Annotated in this window: 25 protein-coding genes; 8 read left to right on the forward strand and 17 right to left on the reverse strand. The window is 66.5% G+C overall.

Features of this window, described 5'->3' with window-relative positions; genetic code table 11:
* Positions 1-81 precede the first annotated feature (81 nt).
* Entirely contained in the window at positions 82-894 is an 813-nt protein-coding gene (thiD, locus tag SPH52_RS14165) for a bifunctional hydroxymethylpyrimidine kinase/phosphomethylpyrimidine kinase (RefSeq protein WP_411795673.1), read from the reverse strand.
* A gap of 35 nt (positions 895-929) precedes the next feature.
* Between thiD and SPH52_RS14170 the strand changes: the two genes are divergently transcribed.
* Positions 930-1,361, forward strand: coding sequence for a YqaA family protein (locus SPH52_RS14170; RefSeq protein ID WP_411795674.1), 432 nt, complete (start codon positions 930-932; stop codon positions 1,359-1,361).
* 1 nt (position 1,362) lies between these two features.
* On the opposite strand, the gene SPH52_RS14175 is transcribed toward SPH52_RS14170, so the two are convergent.
* The 5 genes from SPH52_RS14175 to SPH52_RS14195 form a co-directional block, all read right to left on the reverse strand.
* Positions 1,363-2,766 carry a TRAP transporter large permease gene (locus SPH52_RS14175; protein WP_411795705.1) on the reverse strand — a complete coding sequence of 468 codons (1,404 nt, stop codon included), beginning with the start codon at positions 2,764-2,766 and terminating at the stop codon, positions 1,363-1,365.
* Between the two features lie 10 nt (positions 2,767-2,776).
* A complete protein-coding gene (locus SPH52_RS14180; protein WP_411795675.1) occupies positions 2,777-3,325 on the reverse strand; it encodes a TRAP transporter small permease subunit in 549 nt (182 codons plus the stop codon).
* 128 nt (positions 3,326-3,453) lie between these two features.
* Positions 3,454-4,209, reverse strand: coding sequence for an endonuclease/exonuclease/phosphatase family protein (locus SPH52_RS14185; RefSeq protein ID WP_411795706.1), 756 nt, complete (start codon positions 4,207-4,209; stop codon positions 3,454-3,456).
* 83 nt (positions 4,210-4,292) lie between these two features.
* Positions 4,293-4,943, reverse strand: coding sequence for a thiol:disulfide interchange protein DsbA/DsbL (locus SPH52_RS14190; RefSeq protein ID WP_411795676.1), 651 nt, complete (start codon positions 4,941-4,943; stop codon positions 4,293-4,295).
* Between the two features lie 174 nt (positions 4,944-5,117).
* Positions 5,118-5,738, reverse strand: a complete 621-nt coding sequence (locus tag SPH52_RS14195; protein WP_411795677.1) for a c-type cytochrome — start codon at positions 5,736-5,738, stop codon at positions 5,118-5,120.
* A 261-nt stretch (positions 5,739-5,999) separates the two neighbouring features.
* Here SPH52_RS14195 and yihA point away from each other — a divergent pair, with 261 nt between their 5' ends.
* The gene (gene yihA / locus SPH52_RS14200) at positions 6,000-6,620 is read left to right on the forward strand and encodes a ribosome biogenesis GTP-binding protein YihA/YsxC (RefSeq protein WP_411795678.1); all 621 of its coding nucleotides are present in this window, start codon (positions 6,000-6,002) and stop codon (positions 6,618-6,620) included.
* Positions 6,621-6,629: 9 nt separating this feature from the next.
* Here yihA and SPH52_RS14205 read toward each other — a convergent pair whose 3' ends face one another.
* The 7 genes from SPH52_RS14205 to argH are packed head-to-tail and all read right to left on the reverse strand — an operon-like array spanning position 6,630 to position 12,799.
* Positions 6,630-7,388: an HAD family hydrolase gene (locus SPH52_RS14205; protein ID WP_411795679.1), complete on the reverse strand. Its 759-nt coding sequence runs from the start codon at positions 7,386-7,388 to the stop codon at positions 6,630-6,632.
* A gap of 2 nt (positions 7,389-7,390) precedes the next feature.
* Positions 7,391-8,305 (reverse strand): tyrosine recombinase XerC, encoded by a 915-nt coding sequence (locus SPH52_RS14210; RefSeq protein WP_411795680.1) that lies wholly within the window; start codon positions 8,303-8,305, stop codon positions 7,391-7,393.
* Positions 8,298-9,035 (reverse strand): DUF484 family protein, encoded by a 738-nt coding sequence (locus SPH52_RS14215; protein ID WP_411795681.1) that lies wholly within the window; start codon positions 9,033-9,035, stop codon positions 8,298-8,300. The genes SPH52_RS14210 and SPH52_RS14215 overlap by 8 nt, the downstream gene beginning before the upstream one ends.
* Positions 9,036-9,069: 34 nt before the next feature.
* The gene (dapF, locus tag SPH52_RS14220) at positions 9,070-9,903 is read right to left on the reverse strand and encodes a diaminopimelate epimerase (protein WP_411795682.1); all 834 of its coding nucleotides are present in this window, start codon (positions 9,901-9,903) and stop codon (positions 9,070-9,072) included.
* Complete coding sequence (lysA, locus tag SPH52_RS14225; RefSeq protein ID WP_411795683.1) at positions 9,903-11,195, reverse strand: diaminopimelate decarboxylase; 1,293 nt, start codon at positions 11,193-11,195, stop codon at positions 9,903-9,905. The genes dapF and lysA overlap by 1 nt, the downstream gene beginning before the upstream one ends.
* A 3-nt stretch (positions 11,196-11,198) precedes the next feature.
* On the reverse strand, positions 11,199-11,360 hold the full coding sequence (gene lptM, locus SPH52_RS14230; RefSeq protein ID WP_411795707.1) for an LPS translocon maturation chaperone LptM: 162 nt from the start codon (positions 11,358-11,360) through the stop codon (positions 11,199-11,201).
* 26 nt (positions 11,361-11,386) lie between these two features.
* Positions 11,387-12,799 carry an argininosuccinate lyase gene (argH, locus tag SPH52_RS14235; protein ID WP_411795684.1) on the reverse strand — a complete coding sequence of 471 codons (1,413 nt, stop codon included), beginning with the start codon at positions 12,797-12,799 and terminating at the stop codon, positions 11,387-11,389.
* Between the two features lie 260 nt (positions 12,800-13,059).
* On the opposite strand from argH, the gene hemC reads away from it, so the two are divergent.
* The 4 genes from hemC to SPH52_RS14255 are packed head-to-tail and all read left to right on the forward strand — an operon-like array spanning position 13,060 to position 17,567.
* The gene (gene hemC / locus SPH52_RS14240) at positions 13,060-13,998 is read left to right on the forward strand and encodes a hydroxymethylbilane synthase (RefSeq protein ID WP_411795685.1); all 939 of its coding nucleotides are present in this window, start codon (positions 13,060-13,062) and stop codon (positions 13,996-13,998) included.
* Positions 13,999-14,796 (forward strand): uroporphyrinogen-III synthase, encoded by a 798-nt coding sequence (locus tag SPH52_RS14245; RefSeq protein WP_411795686.1) that lies wholly within the window; start codon positions 13,999-14,001, stop codon positions 14,794-14,796.
* Between the two features lie 6 nt (positions 14,797-14,802).
* A complete protein-coding gene (locus SPH52_RS14250) occupies positions 14,803-16,314 on the forward strand; it encodes a uroporphyrinogen-III C-methyltransferase (protein WP_411795687.1) in 1,512 nt (503 codons plus the stop codon).
* Entirely contained in the window at positions 16,311-17,567 is a 1,257-nt protein-coding gene (locus tag SPH52_RS14255; protein WP_411795688.1) for a heme biosynthesis HemY N-terminal domain-containing protein, read from the forward strand. Before SPH52_RS14250 ends, SPH52_RS14255 begins: the two co-directional genes overlap by 4 nt.
* 119 nt (positions 17,568-17,686) lie before the next feature.
* On the opposite strand, the gene ybiO is transcribed toward SPH52_RS14255, so the two are convergent.
* Entirely contained in the window at positions 17,687-20,002 is a 2,316-nt protein-coding gene (gene ybiO, locus SPH52_RS14260) for a mechanosensitive channel protein (RefSeq protein WP_411795689.1), read from the reverse strand.
* Between the two features lie 282 nt (positions 20,003-20,284).
* On the opposite strand from ybiO, the gene SPH52_RS14265 reads away from it, so the two are divergent.
* Entirely contained in the window at positions 20,285-20,671 is a 387-nt protein-coding gene (locus SPH52_RS14265; protein ID WP_411795690.1) for a CrcB family protein, read from the forward strand.
* A complete protein-coding gene (locus SPH52_RS14270) occupies positions 20,668-21,060 on the forward strand; it encodes a fluoride efflux transporter FluC (RefSeq protein ID WP_411795691.1) in 393 nt (130 codons plus the stop codon). The genes SPH52_RS14265 and SPH52_RS14270 overlap by 4 nt, the downstream gene beginning before the upstream one ends.
* A 30-nt stretch (positions 21,061-21,090) precedes the next feature.
* Here the strand turns inward: SPH52_RS14270 and pgi are convergent, their stop codons facing one another.
* The 3 genes from pgi to SPH52_RS14285 all read right to left on the reverse strand — a co-directional run.
* Positions 21,091-22,749, reverse strand: a complete 1,659-nt coding sequence (gene pgi / locus SPH52_RS14275) for a glucose-6-phosphate isomerase (protein WP_411795692.1) — start codon at positions 22,747-22,749, stop codon at positions 21,091-21,093.
* Between the two features lie 41 nt (positions 22,750-22,790).
* Complete coding sequence (locus tag SPH52_RS14280) at positions 22,791-23,270, reverse strand: methylglyoxal synthase (RefSeq protein WP_411795693.1); 480 nt, start codon at positions 23,268-23,270, stop codon at positions 22,791-22,793.
* A partial coding sequence (locus SPH52_RS14285; protein ID WP_411795694.1) for a pyruvate kinase alpha/beta domain-containing protein occupies positions 23,267-23,509 on the reverse strand: 243 nt, incomplete at its 5' end. The genes SPH52_RS14285 and SPH52_RS14280, both read right to left, overlap by 4 nt.

Genomic DNA, 23,509 nt, shown 5'->3' on the forward strand with positions numbered 1-23,509 from the left:
CGAAGTCTCTCCGTTGCGGATGAGCCTGGCAGGACAGACTTCAGCATGGGCGGCACCTGGCAAAGGTGCAAGGCCGTTTCGCTACCACCACTGGTGGAAATGATGCACGGGGCCGTGGCCTTGGCCCACATCGAGCCGACCGCTCTCGGTCAGCGCCGCCTCGAGCCAATGCTTGGCTGCGGCTATGGCTTGCGGCAGGCGGTCACCCTGAGCCAGGCGGGCGGTAATGGCAGAGGAGAGCGAGCAGCCGGTGCCATGCAGGTTGGAGGTGTTGATCCGGGTGCCTTCGACCCAGCGCGGGTCGCCGTCGCCAAGCAGCAGGTCGGGACAGCTCTCGTCGCGCAGGTGGCCGCCCTTGAGCAGCACGGCCCCGGCTCCCAGCGCAGTCAGCCCTGGCGCCATGGCCAGCATCGCCTCGCGGCTGGTCGGAGCGGGTTCGCGCAGCAGCACTGCCGCCTCGGGCAGGTTGGGCGTGATCAGGTCGGCGAGCGGCACCAGCACTTCGCGCACCGCGGCAATGCCGACATCGTCGACCAGGATGTCGCCGCTCTTGGCCACCATCACCGGGTCGAGCACGACCCAGCGGGGGCGCCGCACTTGCAGGGCGTCGCGAATGACCTCGGCCACTTCGCGGCTGGCGACCATGCCGATCTTTACCGCGTCGATGGAAACGTCGTCGAGCAAGGTATCGAGCTGCAGGCGGATGAATTCCACCGGCACCGGATGAACGCCGCGTACGCCGCGGGTGTTCTGGGCGGTCAGGGCGGTAACGACGCTGGTACCATAGGCGCCCAGTGCCGAGAAGGTCTTGAGGTCGGCCTGGATGCCGGCGCCGCCGCTGGGGTCGGAGCCGGCGATGGTGAGAACGTTGGGAATGGCGCGGTCGTTCGTCATGGCGTCTCGTCCTGCATGCGTATTGGGAGTGCGGAATGCTGAGTCTGTTCCTAGTGGCCTTCGTCAGCGCCACCCTGCTACCCGGCGGTTCGGAAGTCTGGCTGGCGCGTCAGTGGTGCCTGGGCCAGCCGCTGCTGGCGCTGTGGCTGGTGGCCACCACCGGCAATACCCTGGGCAGCCTGGTGAACGTCTGGATGGGCCGCTATGCGCGCCGCTTTCAGGACCGGCGCTGGTTCCCCGCTTCGCCGCGGGGCCTGGCACGGGCCGAGCGCTGGTATCACCGCTTCGGTGAATGGAGCTTGCTGCTCTCCTGGGCGCCGGTGATCGGCGACCCGCTCACCGTGCTGGCCGGCATCTTCCGCCTGCCGTGGTGGCGAGCGATCTTGCTGATCACCCTGGCCAAGGGGACGCGCTACGCCGTGGTGCTCTATCTCGCCCAGGCGTGGCTGGCCCCTTTGTGCGGCTGAATTACAGGATCGACGGTAGCCAGGTGGCCAGCCCCGGGAACAGCGCCAGCGCCACCAGCATGCCCAGCTGCATCAGGATGAACGGGATCACGCCGCGGTAGATCGCGGAGGTCGGCACCGACTCCGGTGTCACCCCGCGCAGGTAGAACAGCGCGAAGCCGAACGGCGGCGTCAGGAACGAGGTCTGCAGGTTCACCGCGATCATGATGCCCAGCCAGATCGGGTCGAGGCCCATCATCAGCAGCACCGGACCGACGATCGGCACCACCACGAAGGTGATCTCGATGAAATCGAGAATGAAGCCGAGCAGAAAGATCACCAGCATCACCACCAGGGTGGCGCCAATGACGCCGCCGGGCAGGGCCTCGAACATCTCCTTCACCAGCTCCTCGCCGCCGTAGGCCCGGAACACCAGCGAGAACAGCGCGGCACCGATCAGGATCAGGAACACCATGCTGGTGACCTTCGCCGTGGTAAACACCACTTCCTGCAGCATCGGTACGTTCAGCCTGCGGTTGGCCAGGGCCAGCAGGAAGGCGCCGGCGGCTCCCACCGCCGAGGCCTCGGTAGGCGTGGCAAAGCCGCCGAGGATCGAGCCCAGCACGGCGACGATCAGCAGCACGGGGGGGATCAGCCCCTTGATCAGCAGCGGCAGGATGCTGCCGCTGTGGCCAAGTTCCTGCTTCAGCGCTTCACGATCGGCGGCCGGAGCGCTTTCCGGCTTCAGCCAGGCGACGGCCATCATGTAGAGGATATAAGCCACCACCAGCAGCAGGCCGGGAATCAGGGCGCCGATGAACAGGTCGCCCACCGAGACGGTCTTGGGGCTCCACACGCCCATGGCCAACTGGGCACGCTGGTAGGCATTCGACAGCACGTCGCCGAGCAGTACCAGGGCGATGGAGGGAGGGATGATCTGGCCCAGAGTACCGGTGGCGCAGATGCTGCCGGTGGCAAGCGAAGGCGAGTAGCCGCGCTTGAGCATCGTCGGCAGCGATAGCAGCCCCATGGTGACCACGGTGGCACCGACGATGCCGGTGGAGGCGGCCAGCAGCATGCCGACCAGGATCACCGAAATCCCCAGGCCCCCGCGCAGGGTGCCGAACAGCAGCGCCATGGCATCGAGCAGGGTCTCGGCCACGCGTGACTTCTCCAGCAGTACCCCCATCAGTACGAACAGCGGTACGGCCAGCAGCGTCTGGTTGGTCATGATGCCGTAGAGGCGGTTGGGCATGGCGCCCAGCATGCGTGCCTCGAAGGGCACGGCCACGCCCATCTGCAACAGCAGGTGTCCGAGGCCGGCGAAGATCAGGGCGGTACCGGCCAGCGCCAGGGCGACCGGGTAGCCCAGCATCAGCACGGCACAGACGGTAAAGAACAGGAACAGCGGCATGAACTCGAGCAAGGCTTCCACGTTACACCACCTCGTCGTGTTCGGGGGTGTTACCCGGCGCGCGGCCGCGCAGGATCAGCACCTGACGAATCACCTGTGCCACGCCCTGCACCAGCAGCAGCGCCATCATCACCAGGATCAGCGACTTGAGCAGGTAGACCGCGGGAATGCCGCCATCCGGCGAGCGCTCGAGAATCGCCCAGCTGCTGCGCACGTAGCCGAAGCTCGAGATGGCGATGAACAGCGTCACCGGAAACAGCAACAGCAGCGTACCCAGCAGGTCGATCCAGGCGCGGCCACGAGCGGAGAGCTTGCGGTAGAAGATGTCGACGCGAACGTGACCGTCATGGCGCAGCGTCCAGGCAGCCCCTAGCATGAACACCATGGCATGCATGTACATGACCGATTCCTGCATGACCACGCTGTGGAGGCTGAAGGCGTAGCGCATCACCACGATGGCGAACTGTACCGCCATCATCAGGATCACCAGCCAGGCGATGGAGCGGCCCACGACTTCGGTAAAGCCGTCGAGCCATGCGAGCAGGACCGGATCGCGGTTCGCGGTTTGCATGGGGAGTCTCGTATCGCAGCGAATCAGGGACCGCATCATCGCCGATTCCACGGCGGGCGTCATCCCCGGGCCTCAACGCCCGACCTGGTTGCGTGGCCCTTGCGGCTCTCGCGAGACAGGGGGAGGCGCTAGAGGTTCTGGCGTTTGTGCAACTCCTCGAGCACCTTCAAACATGCCGAGGGCAGCTCCACGTCGACGGCGATCGGCAGGTGGTCGGAGAACAGGTGATCGAGCACGCGCACGTCCTGGGCCTTGAGCGAGCTGGAGATCAGGATATGGTCCAGCGCCCGGCGTGGCTGCCAGGAGGGATAGCTGAGCAGTGGCCGCACCGGATGTAACGGCAGCGAGGCGCAGAAGCGCGTGTGGCTGTGCAACTGGTCCGGCGTGCAGTTGAGATCGCCCATGACCACCACATGCTGCAGCGGCTGGATGATTTCGCTCAGGTAGTCGAGCTGGCGCACCCGGCCGCGGTGGCTCAACGCCAGGTGAGCGACGAACAGGTGCAGGGCATCGGGGCCCTCGCCGTAGCGGGCATGGATGGCACCACGTCCGGGCAGCGTACCGGGCAGGCGGTGCTCCTCGACCTGGCTTGGGGCGAGGCGCGACAACAGCCCGTTGCTGTGCTGTGCGAAACGACCCAGGTTGCGGTTGAGCTGCTGGTAGTGGTGCGGGAAGCCGCCGCGCGTGGCCAGGTACTCGACCTGGTTGACGTGGCTGGAGCGGAAGCTGCCGCCGTCGACCTCCTGCAGGCCGACGATATCGAAGCGGCTCAGCACGTTGCTGACCATGTCCAACCGCCGCGTGCGGTGGGGATGCGGCAGCAGGTGTTGCCAACTGCGGGTCAGGTAGTGGTGATAGGCCGACGTCTGGATGCCCACCTGCATATTGAAGGTGAGCAGCTTGAGGTGCCCACCTTCCAGGGTCGGGGTCCTGGCGTCGACCAGGTGTGAATGCTCAAGGGACACGGTCAGTCTTCGCGCTCCTGGCGCACACGTTCGATCAGCGCATCGGCGATCTGTGGCATGTTCTCGAGGCTGCCGGCGCTGCTCGGGGTCACCAGGTAACGGCCATCGACGACCAAGGCCGGCACGCCCATCAGACGCATGGCGCGCATGCGTGCATGGGCCTTGTTGACCTGTGCCTTGACGGCGAAGGCGTCCAGCGCCTGGCGGGCCTCCTCTTCGCTGACGTCGTACTGGCTGAGGAAGCGGGCGATGCTGGCGGGATCGGTGAGCCGCTGCCCCTCCTCATGGATGGCGTGGAAGATGTCGGCGTGAGCTTCCTCACGAACGCCCAGCTCCTCGGCGGCATAGAACATCGCGGCGTGGGTATTCCACTCGCCGCCCATGGTGGCCGGCATATGCACCACCTCGACGTCCTCGCCCAGTGTCTCGTACCAGTCGGTCACGCTGCTCTGCAGGTTGTAGCAGTGCGGGCAGCCATACCAGAACACCTCGGTCACCTCGACCTGGCCTTCTCCGGCACGGGTCTCGATGGGCTCCGGCAGCTTCTCGTAGTGCTGTCCTTCGACCAGGTTGTCGGCGGCGGCCAGCGTCACCAGGCCCAGGCCGGCCACGGCAACTATGGCTGACTGGAGGATACGGAAGGGCTTGAACATGAACTCGAACTCCTGTGAAGTGGCGGCTGACCCAGCTTGGCGCTTGCGTCGTCACTTTGAGCGCCAATGCCGCTCACGGTTCCCGATCAATGGGCAAAACGCCTGGACGAAGAAGGCGGCTCAGGGCCGCCTTCGTGCCGGTCGCAGGCCGGCAATTGCCAGTTGGCGAGGCGCTCAGTGCAGGCCGTGGATGTAATTTGCCACGGCTTGCATATCGGCATCGCTCATCTTGGCGGCGATGTCGCCCATCATGTTGCTTGGGTCGTTGCTCCGCTCGCCGGAAGCGAAATCCTGCAGCGTGGCCACGGTGTACTGCGGGAACTGGCCGGAGAGTGCCGGGTAGACGGCGGTGTTGATGCCGGCGGCGGTGGGGCCGTGGCAAGCCGCGCAGGCTGGGATGCCCTTGGCCATGTCACCGGCGCGGTAGAGCTCCTGGCCGCGCATCAGCGCTTCCTCGTCCGGATCGGCCTGGCCGATGTTGGCATCTTGCTGGGCATAGAAGGCGGCGACATCCCAGGCGTCCTCGTCGGAGAAGTCGTCGACCTGCCCGGCCATTTCCGGCACCACTCGATCGCCGTCGCGGATGTCGATGATCTGCTTGGCCAGATAGGTCATCTGCTGGCCGGCGAGATGCGGGAATGAGGGTGCGGAACTGATGCCGTTCTGGCCATGGCAGGCCGCACAGCTTTGGGCTTTCTCGCGACCAGCGGCAGCGTCGGCGTCTGCTTCCAGGTCGGCGTGAGCGACGCCAACGGCGCCGATGGTAATTGCCAGGCTTGCCAGTAACTTTCTCATCGCTGATTCACTATGCCGTTATGGATTATACCGGTACGCATCCTGGGAGCTGACCCGCCTCGCCGGATTCCAGGCCGGCCTTGCCCTGCTGTGCGGAGCGCCGCTCGGGGCGGTCGCTGCCGGCAAGAGCACGATGCTACACTAGCGCGCCCAGGTCGCAGAAAAAAGACACCGCATTATAACGAAACAAGCCGGCATCGGAAATGCAGGGCGAGAACCCGACGGTGCCCACTTCGATATCACCGGCAGGAAGTTGAGGCCATGACCCGAATGAACTACCCGAGCGCGCGCTTCCTGACCAGCGCTCCCACTCTTGCGCAGTGCCCGCCCGACAATGGCGCCGAGGTCGCCTTTGCTGGCCGGTCGAATGCCGGAAAGTCAAGCGCAATCAATACGTTGACCCGGCAGAAAGCGCTGGCACGAACCTCCCGTACACCGGGGCGCACGCAGCTGATCAACTTCTTCACCTTGGGCGACGACACGACTCGCCGATTGGTCGACCTGCCCGGCTATGGCTATGCCAAGGTGCCGGAAGCGGTCAAGCTCGAATGGCAGCGCCACCTTGCCGAATATCTTCAAGGGCGCGGTTCCCTGCGCGGGCTGGTGCTGGTCATGGACGTGCGCCACCCGCTCACCGAATTCGACCAGACCCTGCTGGGCTGGGCCGACGACCAGGACATGCCGGTGCACATCCTGCTGACCAAGGCCGACAAGCTGAAGTCCGGCGCGGCCAAGAACGCCCTGCAGCAGGTGCGCAGCCGCCTGCGCGAATGGGAGGATCTGGTCACGGTGCAGCTGTTCTCTTCGCTCAAGCGTGAGGGCGTCGACGAGGCCTGCGCCCGGCTGGATGGCTGGCTGGCCGAGGAGCCCCTCGATTCTTAGCGGCTCACCTCATTGCGGCGCTTTTTGTCCCAGCCTGCGCAGCAGCGCGGGCAGTTCACGTACGTGATCGAGGCGGTAAATGCCGGACGGCAGGGGCAAGTCATCGACATGGGGTGAGATCCAGGCTGCCAGCATGCCCAGGCGTCGCGCCGGTTCGACGTCCTCGCGCCAGGAATCGCCCACGTGCATTGCGCGAGCGGGTGACGCGCCCAGCCGCGCCAGCGCCGCGAGGAAGGGGCGAGCATCGGGCTTGGGGGCGAATATCTCGCCGGCGGCAATGGCCACCGGGAAGTGGCGACCGAGCGCCAGGCGCTGCACATCCACGTTGCCGTTGGTGATGCTGGCCAGGCGATAGTGCCGGCCGAGCTCCGTCAGCAGCCCTTCGACCTCCGGGTGCGGCGCGACCCGGTGACGCAGCTCCATGAAGCGTGCCATTGCCGCGCCGGCCCAGTGCTTCGCCGTGGCCGGGTCGAGGCCGTACTCCCCCAACATTTCGCGCAGCGCACGCTCGCGCAGCCAGGTGAAGTCGCCGCGGCGCAGCGGATGGGCGCGGGCCAGCTCTCTGCGCCGCCGTTCGAAGCATTCCAGCGGGAACTGTTCGACAAAGCGCTGCGAGAACGAGCGCCCGTCCTGTGGCAGCCATTCGTGCAGGGCCTCGTCGAGCCAGGCGTAGTGGCCGGTCTCGGTGGCGACCATGACGCTGTGGTTTTCCCACAGGGTGTCGTCGAGGTCGAAGGTGATGGCCTGGAGAGGCAGTGATTCAGCCATGGTCATGTATCGCGTGATTCGTCGTTGCGCCGTCGAGCGCGGGGATGGGCTGCATCGTAGCTGGCGGCCAGGTGCTGCCAGTCGAGCTTGGTGTAGACCTGCGTAGTGGAGAGGTTGGCATGCCCCAGCAGCTCCTGCACCGCGCGCAGGTCCTGGCTCGATTCCAGCAGGTGGCTGGCGAAGGAGTGGCGCAGCCGATGGGGGTGCAGGTGCTCAGGCAGGCCGCGCCGACGGGCCACTTCGGTCATCCGCTTCTGGATGGCGCGATGGCCGAGCCGCTGACCACGATTGCCGACGAACAGTGCCATTTGCCCTGGGGCGGCCAGCGCCGAGCGACAGGCCAGCCAGGCGTCGAGTGCACGCCGGGCGCTGCGCCCCACCGGCACCTGGCGCGGCTTGCCGCCTTTGCCGAGAACCCGCACGCGACGGCTGTCGAGGTCGCTGAGATCGAGGCCGGCCAGCTCTGCCAGGCGCAGGCCGCTGGAGTAGAACAGCTCCAGCATGGCCTGGTCGCGCAGCGCCAGCGGCGAGCCGTCATGGGGGGTGTCGAGCAGCCGGGCGAGCTGATCCACGTCCAGCGGCTTGGGTAGATGGGCAGGCAGGCGTGGCGTCGACACCAGTTCGGCGGGGTTGTGGCCGAGAACTCCCGCCTTGACCAGGAAAGTGCCGAAGTGAGATACGGCCGCACGGCGGCGCGCCAGGCTGCGTGGTGCCAGGCCGCGGCTGCGCTCGGCGCCGAGAAAACGGCGCACCAGGCCGACGTCCAGTTGGCCGCCGTCGTGGACGTCGCGGGCCTCGAGGAATGTCGCCAGTGCCTCGAGATCATGGCGATAGGCGTTCAGCGTGGCGGGGCTGGCGGTGGCCGCCAGCGTCGCCAGGCAGGCTTCCAGCTGTTGGTGCAGAAGGCTGTCAGCCATGCTTGGGCGGGGTCTCGTGGGTTGGCGGCGCATGGCGCAGCAGCAGTCGTGCCAGCACGTCGCCCAGGTACTCGGTGAACAGCGTGTCCATGCTGGCGCGGAAGTGGTCCGGGTCGGGGCTCGCCAGCACCAGGTAACCCATCGGCTCACCCAAGGTCAGCCGGGCCAGGGCGCAGGAGCCGGCCTGGCGCGGCGGGCGGACATGGGGCAGCAGGCGACCCCAGTCGGTGGGCGTGAGCCGGGTACAGCGGCTGGTGCGGCCGTCGAGCAACGCGGCCAGGCGTACGCCGGCATGCTCGTCGAGCACATGGCGCGGCGGCTGTGGCGGCAGCGGCTCGTGGTCGGTGAGTTGGGCCGGGCACCACAGTGCCACGGCCGGGATCTGGAAGTGCTCGCTCATCTGCGTGGCCAGCGCCTGGCCCAGGGCGTCGGCATCCTCGGCTTCCAGCAGCGCCAGTACCAGCTCGCGGGTGCGGCGATACTGCACCTCGTTGTGGCGCGCCGATTCCAATAACTGCTCGAGCCGCCATTCGGCCTGCTCGGCGCGGCGGCGCAGATCATAGACCAGGCGCTCCAGCAGAGAGGTCGTGCCATGAGCCTCGGGGTGGGGCACCTTGAGCTGCTGCAGCAGTCCTTCACGGCCGACGAAGAAGTCCGGGTGGCGGGCCAGCCACTCGGCCACCCGGTCCGGATCGAGGGTCTTGCGCGGTTCGGGGACGGCTCGGGTCATGCTTGGCTCCTTCGGTTCGGGTGATCCCGGCAAGTCAGGCCAGGGCGATGCGTCCCTCGAAGACGCGTTCGGCGGGGCCGGTCATGAGCAATGGCGCATCGCCACCGGGCCATTCGATGCGCAGGTCGCCACCGCGCAGGTGAACCGTCACGGGGCTCTCCAGCAGGCTTTGGCGCATGCCGCTGGCCACCGCTGCGCAGGCGCCAGTGCCGCAGGCCAGGGTCTCACCGCTGCCGCGTTCGAACACGCGCAGGCGAATCTCATGGGGCGAGACCACCTGCATGAAGCCTACGTTGACCCGTCGCGGAAAGCGCGGGTGGTGCTCGATCACAGGGCCGAGGTGCTCGACCGGGGCCGTATCGACATCGTCGACCCGCAGCACCGCGTGGGGGTTGCCCATCGAGACGGCTCCGATCTCCAGCGTTTCGCCTTCTACCTCGAGCCGGTGCAGCGGGCGGTCCTCGGCGGCATCGAAGGGCAGCGCCTGTGGCTCGAAGCGCGGGCTGCCCATGTTCACCGTTACCTGGCCGTCGTCCTGTACCACTAGCGTCAACGGCCCACCGGTGGTTTCCACGTGGATCTCGCGCTTGTGGGTCAGGCGCTGATCGCGCACGAAACGGGCGAAGCAGCGTGCACCGTTGCCGCAGTTCTCCACCTCGCTGCCGTCGGCATTGAAGATCCGGTAGCGGAAATCCATGTCGGGGTTGCGCGGCGGTTCGACGAGCAACAGCTGGTCGAAGCCGATGCCAAAGCGGCGGTCGGCGAGCTGGCGAATCTGTTCGTCGCGCAGGCGCGCCCGCTGCGTGACCATATCGATCACCATGAAGTCATTGCCCAGGCCATGCATCTTGGTGAAGTGCAGCAGCATCAGTGGTGCTCTCCGTCCTGTGCCGTCGCCGGTTCTGGCAACAGTGACTCGCCGGCCCACAGATCCTCGATCGACTCGCGTCGGCGCACGATATGGTAGCTGTCGCCGTCGACCATGACCTCGGCGGGGCGCGGCCGGCTGTTGTAGTTCGATGACATGGTGAAACCGTAGGCGCCAGAGGAGCGCACCGCCAGCAGGTCCCCAGCGGCGATGGCCAGTTCGCGATCCTTGCCCAGGAAGTCGCTGGTCTCGCACACCGGGCCTACCACATCGTAGATCGCGCTGTCCCGGGTGTGGCGGGTATCCACCGGGATGATCGCCTGCCAAGCCTGATAGAGAGAGGGGCGGATCAGGTCATTCATGCCGGCATCGATGATGGCGAAGTTCTTGGCCTCGCCGGGCTTGAGGTACTCCACCCGGGTCAGCAGCACGCCGGCATTGGCGGCGATCGAGCGGCCCGGCTCGAACAGCAGGGTCAGGCCGGTGCCATGCTCCCACTGGGCCAGGCGCTCCAGCAGCGAGGCGGCATAGTCGAAGGGCTGGGGTGGGCGCTCGTCACGGTAGGGCACGCCGAGGCCGCCGCCCAGGTCCAGATGCTCCACCGTGATGCCGCGCTCGCGCAGGCGCTCCAGCAGCAGCAGCAGGCGGTCCAGGGCGTCGAGGAAGGGGGCGAGCTCGGTGAGCTGCGAGCCGATATGGCAGTCGAGGCCGACGATTTCGATGCCGGGGAGGGTGTTGGCCAGCTCGTAGACCGACAGAGCCTCTTCCACCGGAATACCGAACTTGTTGCCCTTCAGGCCGGTGGAGATATAGGGGTGGGTGCCGGCATCGACGTCCGGGTTGACCCGCAGCGAAACCGCTGCCACCTTGCCGAGCCGGCTGGCCACGGCGCTGAGGCGTTCGAGCTCGGGAAGCGACTCGATGTTGAAGCACTTGATACCGACCTCGAGTGCCCGGGCCATCTCGCTCTCCTGCTTGGCTACGCCGGAAAACACCACCTTGGCCGGGTCGCCGCCCGCGGCCAGCACCCGCTCGAGTTCGCCCACCGAGACAATGTCGAAGCCGGCGCCCAGGCGCGCCAGCAGGCCCAGCACCGCCAGGTTGGAGTTGGCCTTCACCGCGTAGCAAATCAGGTGGGGGTGGCCGCCCAGCGCCTCGGTATAGGCGCGGAAGTGACGCGTCAGGGTCGCCTTGGAGTAGACGTAGCAGGGGGTTCCGACCTCGTCGGCCACCCGAGACAGTGGGACTTCCTCACCGTAGAGCACGCCGTCGCGGTATTCGAAGTGGTCCATGATTCAGTCCGTGTCCTCGTTCTGCTCATCCTGTTGTGCCGTGCCTCTGCCGTAGCGCTCCTCGGCGGCTTCGTCGCCGGGCAAATAGAGCGGTCCCTTCTGGCCGCAGCCGACCAGCAGCATGAGCGTCAGCGCTGCCAGCGCCAGCGAGCCTCCCAGGCGCACGGTTCTCGTCTTCACCGTTCTCATGGCTAGCGACCCAGGGCCGCCAGGGCTTCGCGGGCGCGCTGTGCGGCGGCGCGTACCTGGTCCGGGGCGGTGCCGCCGATGTGGTTGCGTGCCGCCACCGAACCCTCCAGGGTCAGCACCTCGAAGACATCGTCCTCTATCACATCGGAGAATTGACGCAGCTCGTCGAGACTCATCTCGGAGAGATCCTTCTTCTCGCGGATGCCGAAGGCCACCGACTGGCCGACGATTTCGTGGGCGTCGCGGAAGGCCACGCCGCGGCGTACCAGGTAGTCGGCGAGATCCGTGGCGGTGGAGAAGCCGCGGCGGGCGGCTTCATACATGCTCGCCTTGCGCGCCTCAATGGCCGGCACCATGTCGGCAAACGCCTTGAGGCAGTCGCGCACCGTGTCGAGGGTATCGAACAGCGGCTCCTTGTCCTCCTGGTTGTCCTTGTTGTAGGCCAGCGGCTGCGACTTCATCAGCGTCAGCAGGCCCATCAGGTGGCCGTAGACGCGACCGGTCTTGCCGCGCACCAGCTCGGGCACGTCCGGGTTCTTCTTCTGCGGCATGATCGAGCTGCCGGTGCAGAAGCGGTCGGGCAGGTCGATGAAGCCGAACTGGGCGCTGGTCCACAGCACCAGTTCCTCGCTCATGCGCGACAGATGCATCAGCAGAATGCTGGCAAAGCTGGCGAATTCGATGGCGAAGTCGCGATCGCTCACGGCATCGAGCGAGTTCTCGGCGGGGCGTTCGAAGCCCAGCAGCTCTGCGGTGACGTGACGATCGATGGGGTAGGTGGTACCGGCCAGCGCCGCGGCGCCCAGCGGCATGATATTGACACGCTTGCGACAGTCGAGCAGGCGCTCGTGGTCGCGGGCGAGCATCTCGTGCCAGGCCAGCAGATGGTGGCCGAAGGTCACCGGCTGGGCGGTCTGCAGGTGGGTGAAGCCGGGCATGATGGTGTCGGCCTCGCGCTCGGCGAGTTCGATCAGGCCCTCACGCAGGCGCGCCAGCTCGGCTTCCACCACGTCGATCTCGTCGCGCAGGAACAGGCGGATGTCGGTGGCCACCTGATCGTTGCGCGAACGGCCAGTGTGCAGCTTCTTGCCGGTAATACCGATCTTGTCGGTCAGGCGTGCCTCAATGTTCATGTGCACGTCTTCGAGCTTCACCGACCACTGGAACTCGCCGCGCTCGATTTCTCCGCGGATCTCGGTGAGGCCGGTGACGATGGCGTCGCGCTCCTCGTCGGTCAGCACGCCGACCCGGGCCAGCATGGTGGCATGAGCGATGGAGCCCTGAATGTCCTGCAGGGCGAGGCGCTGGTCGAAATCGACCGAAGCGGTGAAGCGTGCGACGAAGGCATCGGTGGGTTCGCTGAAGCGACCGCCCCAGGACTGGTTGGTGCCGGGGGTTGTGGAACTAGAGCTCATCGGCGTGGGCATCCTGCGTGTTGCATGCTGTGGCGTTCTCGGGAAGCCGCGCGCGGCGGCTACAGTCAAGTCTTGCAGTGTACCAGAGTCGACGCGGGTGGCGAGGGGCGGTGGCCGCGCGGCGAGATGCCCAATTTTTCCTGTTTCGCCCGGTGCTTTATGATGAGTGTCAATGACCGTCTACCGGCCCGTGACGGATAATGTTGCGGCAACTACCGCTGAGCAGGGCCGCCCGGGCCCGCTGCATTGGGGAGAATCACGTGCGATCCAACACAACGCTGCGCATTGCCACACGCAAGAGCCTGCTGGCCATGTGGCAGGCCGAACACGTTCGCGACCTGCTGATGGCCGAGCATCCGGGGCTCGAGGTCGAGCTGGTTGCGCTCTCTACCCGTGGCGACAAGATCCTCGACACGCCGCTGGCGAAGATCGGCGGCAAGGGACTGTTCGTCAAGGAACTCGAAGAGGCGATCCTGGACGGTCGCGCCGACATCGCCGTGCACTCGATGAAGGACGTGCCCATGCACTTCCCCGAGGGCCTGGGCCTGTCGGTGATCTTCGCCGGCGCCGAGCCCACCGACGCCTTCGTCTCCAACCACTATGGCTCGCTCGATGAGCTGCCCGAAGGCGCCCGCATCGGCACCTCGAGCCTGCGTCGCGGCCTGCAGATGCGCGAGCAGCGCCCCGATCTGGAGATCCTCACCCTGCGCGGCAACGTCCAGACCCGCCTGGCCAAGCTCGACGCCGGCGAGTTCGATGCCATCATCCTGGCCACTTCCGGGCTCAGGCGTCTGGGACTTGGCGAACGCATCGCCCAGGAGCTGTCCCCCGAGGTGTGCCTGCCTGCCTGCGGCCAGGGCGCGCTGGGCATCGAGTGCCGCATCAGCGACCCGGAACTGATTGCGCTGCTGGCGCCGCTGGACGACCCGATCACGGCAACCCGGGTGCGCGCCGAGCGGGCCATGAACACGCGCCTCGAGGGCGGTTGTCAGGTACCCATCGGCGGTTACGCCACCTTCGAGAACGATGGCCAGACTCTGTGGCTGCGTGCGCTGGTGGGCAACCCCGAGGGCACCGAGGTGCTGCGTGCCGAGGGGCGCGGTTCGATCCACGAGCCGGAGGCGCTGGGCGTGCGGGTGGCGGAAGAGCTGCTGGAGCAGGGCGCCGGCGAGATCCTGGCTCAGGTCTACGGCGCCTGAATGGCGGCCTGCCTGCCCGTTCTGATCTGCCGTCCGGGCGAGCGTGCCGCTGCCTTGGCGGTGGCCATCGAGGCCCTGGGCTTCCCGGTGGCCAACCTCGATGCCATGGTGCTGGAGGCGCTGCCGGAAAGCCCGGCCATGCGCCAGGTGTGGCTCGACTTCGATCATTTCCACAAGGTAGTGGTGGTGAGTCCCTTCGCCGCCGAGTGCCTCTACCATGCCCTGGATCGCTATTGGCCGCAGCTGCCGCTGGGTACGACCTGGTATGCGGTGGGGGCAGCCACTGCCGAGACCTTGCACGAACACCTTGGCGTGCGTGTGCACTTGCCTGGGGCCGCCGCTGGCGAGGATACCAGCGAGGCGCTGCTCGAACTCGCCTCGCTGCGCTCGCTCGAGGGCCAGCGCGTGCTGCTGGTGGCAGGCGAGGGAGGTCGAGCGCTGCTGGCCGATACCCTGGCGGCGCGCGGTGCTCGGATCACGCGACTGGCGCTCTATCGGCGACGCCTCAGGCCGCCACCCGACGCCTTGCAGGAGTGCCTCGCCCGGGGCGAGTTCCGGGCGCTGGTAGTCAGTAGCGGAGAATTACTCGAACATCTGGCAAGATGGTGCACCAGGGCCACCTTGAACCAACCGCTAATCGTGTCCAGTCGCCGGTTGGCTACACTGGCCGACAATTTGGGGTTTCGCACTCCCGTGGTGGCGCCGGGAGCCACGCCGGCGGCTCTCGCCGGTGCCGTGGCCGCGGCCTGTGACCCGCAGGATGCCGATGTCGATCAAGATGATCTCGAAAAGGGCTAGCGACAGATGAGCAAGCAGACCAACGAGCAGGACGAGCAGAAGGCGCCTTCCGGTAAAAAAGGCCAGGACGACAAGGGCCGCGAGGCCGGGGCCAAGGACAAGCCCGGCAGCGACACCGGCAAGGGCCATTCCCAGGAGCGTGGCGACTCATCGCCGCCGCCCGCGGAAGGCAAGACCGGCGAGAAAACGCCGGTTGCCCCCACCGATGCTCCCGCAAGCCAGGGTAAGGTCGCCTCGACAGACTCACCTGCTCCGGCCGCTGCCACGACCGAAAACGCCAAGCCGACCGCGGGCAAGACCAGCGGCAAGCCCGCCGACGAGGACAAGCCTGCTGCCGTGAAGCCGGAGAGTGCCAAGCCGGGCGCGACCGGCAAGCCCTCGGCTGGCGACAAGCCTGGCAGCGACGCGCCCAAGGCGGCACCTGTTGGAGGTGGCGGCACGCCGGCCTCGACCAGCGCTGGTGGTGCCGGCAAGGGTGGCGGTCGCGCCGCCGGCGTGCTGGCGCTGATCCTGGTGCTGTTCCTCGGCATCGGCGCTGGCCTCTTCGCCTGGAACGCCTGGGAACGTCTCGATGCCCAACAGCAGCGTCTGGCCGAACTCGAGGAGCGTGCCGGCACTGCCGCATCCGCCGACGAGCTTGCCAGCCTGCGCGAGCAGTTCGAGAACGGCGAGCAGGAGCGCGACGCCGCGCTCTCCGAGGCGATCGAATCCATGCAGGGAGAATTCGCCAGCTACCGCAGTGAAGTCGACGGTGCGCTGGACCAGGTGCTCGAGGAACTCTCCCGCGAACAGGACACCGACGAGCGTGAGTGGATCCACGCCGAGGCCGCCTACCTGCTGCGCCTGGCCAACCAGCGTCTGCAGCTCGAGCGCGACGTGGAGGGTGCCGCGGCACTGCTGCGCACCGCCGATGCCCGCCTGAACGAGGCCGACAATCCGGCGCTGCTCTCCATCCGCCGCGCCATCGCTTCGGAGCTTTCGATCCTCGATGCGGTACCGCAGGTCGACCGTACCGGTATCTATCTGGCGCTGGACGCCCAGCAGCAGCGTCTGGCGCAGTTGCCGCTGTCGCGAGAACTGGAGGAGATCCCGGCGCGCTCCGGTATCGAGGAGGCGCCCAGCGGCGGCTGGCAGGAGCAGCTCTCGCGCTTCGGCCAGGAGCTCAAGGAGCTGGTCGTCATTCGCCATCACGACGAGGCGCTCGAGGGGTTGGTCACGCCGGAACAAGAGTCCTACCTGCGCCAGAGCGCACGCCTGGTGCTGGAGCAGGCTCAGTTGGCGCTGCTCAAGGAGGAGCAGGAGCTGTATGAGGCCAGCCTCGACAAGGCACTGGGGCTGATCGAAGGCTACTACGATACCGAGCGCAGCGAGGTACAGGCGGTCATGCAGCGGCTCGAGGAGCTCAAGGGCGAGAACATCCAGCCCGAGCTGCCCGACATCAGCGGCTCCCAGCAGGCCCTGGCCGAATTCATCGAGCGTCGTTTCGGTTCGCGCGGCGGCCAGGGAGATGAGGCATGAGAAAATTGCTGCTGATCGTTCTCCTCGGCCTGGCGCTGGGAGCGCTGTTCGGCCAGCTGATGGTGTCGGTGCCCGGCTACTGGCTGGTGCGGGTGGGCGATACTTCCTATCAGACCTCGTTCTGGTTCGGCCTGATATTGCTGCTGGCGGTGTTCCTGATCCTGCACTTCGTGCTGCGGATACTGATGCGCCTGAGCCATCCCGTCAGCCGGCTCAAGGTGTGGAACCGGCGAACTCGCCACCGCAACGCCATGAAGCGCACCGTGCGCGGCCTGGTAGCGCTGGCCGAAGGGCGCTGGAAGCGCGCCGAGAAGTCGCTGGTCAAGGCTGCCGACGACTCCAGCACGCCGCTGGTCAACTACCTCTCCGCTGCCCTGGCGGCCCACTACCAGGGTCGCTACGAGCAGGCGGACACGCTGCTCAAGCGTGCCCACCTCTCCACCGAAGGAGCCGACAGCGCGGTGGGCCTGATGCAGGTCCAACTGATGCTGGATCGCCAGCAGTACGAGGAAGCGCTGGCGATTCTGACCCGCCTCGACAGGCAGATGCCTAACCACCCCCAGGTGCTCAAGCAGCTCAAGCAGGCCTACCTCAGCGTCAACGACTGGGACGGCCTGCGCCGGCTGATGCCGCGCCTGGCATCGCGCCAGCTGATCTCGCCTCAGGAGCGCAACCAGCTGGAGCTGCGTGCCTACAAGGAGCTGCTGGTTCACGAGGCGCGCGACCCAAGCAACATCGAGCGCATTCGCAGCCTGTGGGCCGACATGCCAGACCCGCTGCGCGGCAACGTGGAGCTGGTGGTGCTCTATACCGAAGCCCTGGTACGCGGCAACGAGGAGGGCATTGCCGAACGCCTGCTGCGCCACTCGCTCAAGGAGCACTGGGACACGCGGCTGGTGCTGCGCTACGGGTTGCTCAACGTCGATCCGGCGCGCCAGCTGGTGCATGCCGAAAAGTGGCTGCAGGAGCGCCCCAACGACCCCGACCTGCTGCTCACCCTGGGTCGCCTGGCGCTGCGCAATGCCTACTGGGGCAAGGCCCAGGAGTACTTCGAGGCGAGCCAGCGCCAGCGCCCCAGCGGCGTGGTGTGTGCCGAGCTGGCGCGGCTCTATGCCAACCTGGGCGAGCACAACAAGAGCCAGCTCTACTATCGCCAGAGCGTCGAGCTGCTCGACAAGTCATTGCCCTCGTTGCCCCAGCCCGCCGAGCTGGCCGATGCCCAGAGCGACGACAAGGGGAAGGCGGCGGATTGAGTCGTCCTTGGGCGCTTGGCTTGGGCCATGGCCCAGGGAACAAAATATAGAGGTATGCGAAAGGGGCGCCGTGGCGCCCCTTTCGTATTCCTGACTATTTACCTACTTCGAGCTGGCGATCAGTCCTTCTCCTCGTAGTCGCCCTTGAACACGGGGTTCGGCTTCGAGCGCGGGTCGTCCTGGCCCTCGCGGCTGCTTTCGCCGGAGCGAGGCTGGCCGCCGGGACGGCCGTCGATGTCGAAGTTCTGTTGCATCAGACGCACATTGGCCGGCGGTGCTTCGCCCTCCTTGCCCACGCCGAAGTAGAGGGTGGTGTGGGGGAAGGGGATCTCGATGCCCTTGGCGTCGAAGTGCAGCTTGACCAGGCGGTTGTAGGCGCGTCCCACACCCCACTGGGTACCCGGCGTGGTCTTGATGCGCACGCGGATGTTGATCGAGCTGTCGCCGAGCCCCGTGACGCCGGCCACTTCCAGCGGCGCGACGATGCTCATCTTGTGAGTCTCGTCGGCAGCCAGCTCGTCGAAGGCCTCGCGCAAGGCGACGATCGCCTCGTCGATGCTCTCGCGATAGGCGATGCCGTATTCGCCGACGTGGTAGCCGAACTCGCGCATGTAGTTGGAGACGGTATCGACGCTGGAGAAGGGCACGATGTGGTAGGCCCCTGCCAGGTCGCGAATGCCCACTGAGCGGATGCTGAGGCGCTCGGCGGTACCGGTGATGCCACCTACCGTGACTACATCGCCGGTGTTCATGGCGTTTTCCACCTGGATGAAGATACCGGTGATGATGTCCTGCACCAGCTTCTGAGCGCCGAAACCGATGGCCAGGCCGAGTACACCGGCACCAGCGATCAGCGGGCCGATGTTGATGCCGATCTCGGACAGCACGATCATCCCGGTCATGGTGATCAGGGCGATGGCCAGGGCGTTGCGAAACAGTGACAGCAGCGTCTTGGCACGGGCGTCGGGCTCGCCGGTCCCCGTTTCCGGATTGAGCTTGTGCTCGATCAAGCTGGCCAGCGCCAGCCATATGCCAATGGCGACCAGCAGGATCACGGCCACGCTGGCCAGTGTACCGACCAGCCCCCGGCCGGGTTCAGAGGCATACCAGGCGGCCAGATCAAAGGCGCCCCAGGCGTTGAGCACCAGCAGTACCACCGCCACGAGGATCACGGTGCGGATGACCCGTAGCGCATTGGGCACGTAGCTGTTGAGCCGCGGTTCGAGCAGCGGCAGCTTGCGGCGCAGGTCGTCGGAAAGGCGGATACGCCGGCCGATGCTGTGTGTCAGCAGGCTGGAGAGCAGCATGCCGACTACCACCACGATCACGGTCTTGAGCGTGGCGAAGAGCACGAACGGCAGGGCATCCGCCGGACGCGTCAGGGTCAATACCAGCACCATCAGGAAGTAGGCCAGGGCGAACAGGTGCCAGGTGCGGGCGAACAGCTGCAGCGAGATCCGGGTGGCAGTGAAATCGGAGCGGGCCGCCATGCCGTTGAGTTCGTCGCGAATGCGGGTGCGATTCTTGAGCACCACCGCCACGGCGTAGATGAATGCGCCGAACATGATCAGCGCGCCGATACCCTGACCCAGGGTAGGCGCCAGATAGAAACTGACCAGCGGCACTACCACCAGCAGGCCGTAGCCGACCAGACCGATCAATCGCGCCAGCCAGCGGTTCCAGTAGGAAGCCTCGCTGGAACTGATCGGCAGCAGCCGCAGCCCCTCGTAGCGGGAGGCGAACAGCATGCGCATGGCCGCCTTGATCAGCTCGATGATCAGGAAGGCGTTGAGAAACAACGAGGCGCGGGTCGACAGCTCGCCGGTCTCGCCGATGGCGAAAGTGGCGATCAGGTTACCGCCCACGTAGGCCAGCGCGACCACCATCGCGTCGATCAGTGCCGCGACGGCGACGCAGAGCACCAGGCGGATGATCGGGTTGAGCCCGCTTTCCTGCCGCGACCACTGGCTCAGTCGGGAGAAGAGTGGCCGTGATAGGTGGCGAAAGCCCATGAACAGGGCGAAGGTGGCCAGGATGACCAAGCCCAGATTGACCAACGCGGTAGTGAAATCGCCCCAGTTCAGGGCGGTGGTATCGGTATCGGCGCTGAACAGCCCCGCCACGATGTCGAAGAGATTGCGTACCTCACCGCCGACATCACTGACGACGCGGCTGGTCATCTCGGCCAACCGCCTGGGCAGCGATATCGCTTCCTCTGCCTGGCCGGTCTCGGCGGCCAGTGCGGGGTCGGCGGCCTGGCGGCGCAAATGGTCGATCAATTGTTGCCGCGTCTGCTCGTTCTCGAGCAGCTCGGCAAGTGCTTCCGGGGCGGGAACGGCGTCGTTGTCGGCAGGCTGGGCCAGGGCTGGTGCGGCGACCAACAGGGCGAGTATCAGCCAGCCGAACAGCCAGGGAACAATCCGGTGTGGTATCACGCATGACCTCCGTCTCGGGCGTGTCGGGCAGTGAACGATATGTATTTCGTCCCGCCAATGATAGGGCGTTAAGGCTTGTGGGACGAATGTCGGTTAATTAGTTATGCAGGTATTGTACATATATTAGTACTTGTGTCATATTTGTCTCGCGCCCTTCCCCAGGGCGCGATTCCCTGAACTATCTTCTTGGCCATCCTCCCTCCGGATGGCTTCTTTTTTTGTTCCCATGCTTCGACTCGGCTAGCATCGGCTTTCTGTGGTAGCGAAGGGGGTGGAGTGAGCGTGAGCACGGGGCTACTGCTGATGATGGCTGCAGGGGGGGCGCTCGGGGGTATGGCGCGACTGGCAGTTTCCGACCTGCTTGCCAGGCGGATGGGAACGACGTTTCCCTGGGGCACGCTCGCGGTCAATCTCAGCGGCGCGCTGCTCGCGGGCGGGCTGGTCGGCTGGTTTGGCTTGTCCCATGAGACGGGCCTGGCGCGCTCGTGGTTGCTGCTGGTGGTAGGGCTGCTGGGCGGCTATACCACCGTCTCCTCGTTGAGCCTGCAGAGCCTGACGCTTTGGCAGAGTGGCCGTCGACGAGCTGCGCTCGTCAATTTGTCCGTTACCCTGGTCGCGGGGCTGGCGCTGGCTGCTCTCGGCTGGTGGCTGGCGGGGTGGCTGGCATGAGCGGTTGGCGTGTCTATGCGGCGGTGGGGCTGGGCAGCGCCCTGGGCACGCTCACGCGCTACCTGGTATCGGTGGGCACGCTGGCCGCGTTGGGGCCGGCCTTTCCCTGGGGCACGCTGGTCGTCAACCTGCTGGGCTCGTGGCTGATCGCCGCCTTTGCCGCTCACGCTTCCCTGTACGGCGGTGGCAGGGCTGCCCGCTGGCAGCCCTTCCTGGTGGCCGGTTTCTGCGGCGGCTTTACCACCTTCTCTCTGTTCAGCCTGGAAACGCTGCATCTGCTCGAAAGCGGCCGGCCCGGCCTGGCGCTGCTCTACGTCTTGCTCAGCGTGCCGCTGTGGCTGGCCGCTGCCTGGCTGGGCGATCGCTTCGTGCGGGCCCGCCACGGCTGACGGGCCCGCTGCCTTGTGCCAAGCCGTTGCTCAGCGCTTGGCCTTCTCGGGGCTTTTCCTGACTGCCTTGCCCGCCTTGGCTGGCTCGGGAGCCTCGGGCTCGCCCCGGAAACGTTCGCGCACCAGCGCCAGCAGGCCCTGGGTCGAGGCGTCGAAGTCCTGGCTATGCTCGTCGATACGCTCGCTGATCTCGCCGGCGATGCGCTTGCCCAGCTCCACCCCCCACTGGTCGAAGGAGTTGATGTTCCAGATCACCCCTTGGACGAACACCTTGTGCTCGTAAAGCGCGATCAGCGCGCCGAGGTTCTTCGGCGTCAGCTCGTCGAGCAGCAGTACGCTGGAAGGGCGGTTGCCGGGGCAGCTGTAGGGGTCGAGACGGCTGCCGCGCTGACTGCCTTCCATGAAGGCGTTGGCCTGGGCCAGCATGTTGGTGAGCAGGGCGAAGTGGTGCTCCTCCATGCCCGGCTCCGGCTCGAGCGAGGCGATGAAGTCGATCGGCACGAAGCGGGTGCCCTGGTGCAGCAGCTGGAAGAAGGCGTGCTGGCCGTTGGAGCCGGTCTGGCCCCAGACGATGGGGCCGGTCTTGTAGTCCACCGGATGGCCGAAGATATCCACCGACTTGCCGTTGGACTCCATGTCGAGCTGCTGCAGGAACGAGGGCAGCTGATGCAGCGCCTGGTCGTAGGGCACGATGGCCTGAGTTTCGGCGCCCATGAAGTTGATGTGCCAGATGCCGATCAGGGCCATCAGCACCGGCATGTTCTCGCGGAAGGGCGCGGCGAGGAAGTGCTGGTCCATCTCGTAGGCGCCCTGGAGCATCTCCATGAAACCGTCGAAGCCCACCGCCAGGGCGATGGGCAGGCCGATGGAGGACCACATCGAATAGCGCCCGCCTACCCAGGCCCAGAACTCGAACACGTTCTCCTCGCGCACGCCGAAGGCCATGGCGGCCTTCTTGTTGGTGGAGGCGGCGACGAAGTGGGCGCCGATGTCGGCCTCTTCGCCGGCATTGTCGAGAAACCAGCGTCGAGCCGTCTTGGCGTTGAGCAGGGTCTCCTGGGTGGAGAAGGTCTTGGTCGAGACGATGAACAGCGTGGAGGCCGGGTCGAGGCGGGCCAGCACCTTCTGGATATGGGCGCCGTCGACGTTGGAGACGAAGTGGAAGTTGAGTTCGGGATGGCGGTGCTTGAGCAGCGCCCGGCAGGCCATGTTGGGGCCGAGGTCGGAGCCGCCGATACCGATATTGACCACGTCGCGTATGCGCTTGCCGCTGTAGCCCTTCCACTCGCCGCTGCGTACGGCCTCGGCGAACTGGCGCAGCTGCTCACGGGAGCGGCGGATTTCGGGCATCACGTCCTTGCCGTCGACCATTACCGGGGCCTCGCCCATGTTACGCAGCGCGGTGTGCAGGACGGGGCGGTCCTCGGTGACGTTGATGATGTCGCCGGAGAACATCTGCGCGCGTCGCTGTACCAGCGCGGAGTGGTCGGCCAGCTCGATCAGCTTGGCCAGCACCGCCTCGGAAACCAGGTGCTTGGAATAGTCGAGGAACAGCCCGCCGACGCGCAGGCTCATCTTGTCGAAGCGCTGGGGGTCGGCGCTGAAGTAATCGCGGATGCGGTCGTCGGTGGTTTCCTGGCGCAGCCGCAAGAGTGCCTGCCAGGTGACGCTGCGGGTAAGCTGGAACATGATTTCCTCGCACGTGCGCGGGCTTGGCCCGCCATCTCTCGTTATTGTGGGTTGCGTGAGGCCATCCAGGCGTCGGCGTCGGGAATGGCCATCTCATAGGGTTGGCCGAGCCAGGGCGAGCTGACCAGGAAGTCGGCGCTGGCGGCATTGCATGCCACCGGCACGTTCCACAGCGCGGCCAGGCGCAGCAGCGCCTTCACATCGGGGTCGTGGGGCTGGGGCGCGAAAGGGTCCCAGAAGAAGACCAGCAGGTCGAGGCGCTGCTCGGCGATGCGGGCGCCGATCTGCTGGTCGCCGCCCAGCGGGCCGCTCATCAGCCCTTCCACCTCGAGGCCGAGGCTTGCCGAGAGGCGCCCGGCGGTGGTGCCGGTGCCCACCAGTTCGTGCTCGACCAGGGTGTCGCGCCAGCGGGTGACCCATTCGAGCAGCTCACTCTTCTTGCCATCATGGGCGATCAGGGCGATGCGCTTGCGTGCCGGCAGGGTGCGCCGCACGCTGCGCGGGGGGCGGCTATCGGTCATGGCTGGCCTACCTCGAGTATCTTCAGGGTATTGGTCCCACCGTGGGCGTTCATGTGATCGCCCCGGGTCAGGATGACATGATCCCCCGCTTCGGCAATCCCCTTCTCCACCAGCAGCGCCAGCGCCCGGTCGTTGAGTTCGCTGGCCGCCATCGTGCTGGTGTCGAACGGCAGCGAGACCACGCCGCGGTAGAGTGCCATGCGCCGCTGGGCGATGGGGCTGTGGGCCAGCCCGACGAT

This window comes from Halomonas sp. A29, from assembly GCF_046723295.1.
Classification (GTDB): Bacteria; Pseudomonadota; Gammaproteobacteria; order Pseudomonadales; family Halomonadaceae; genus Halomonas.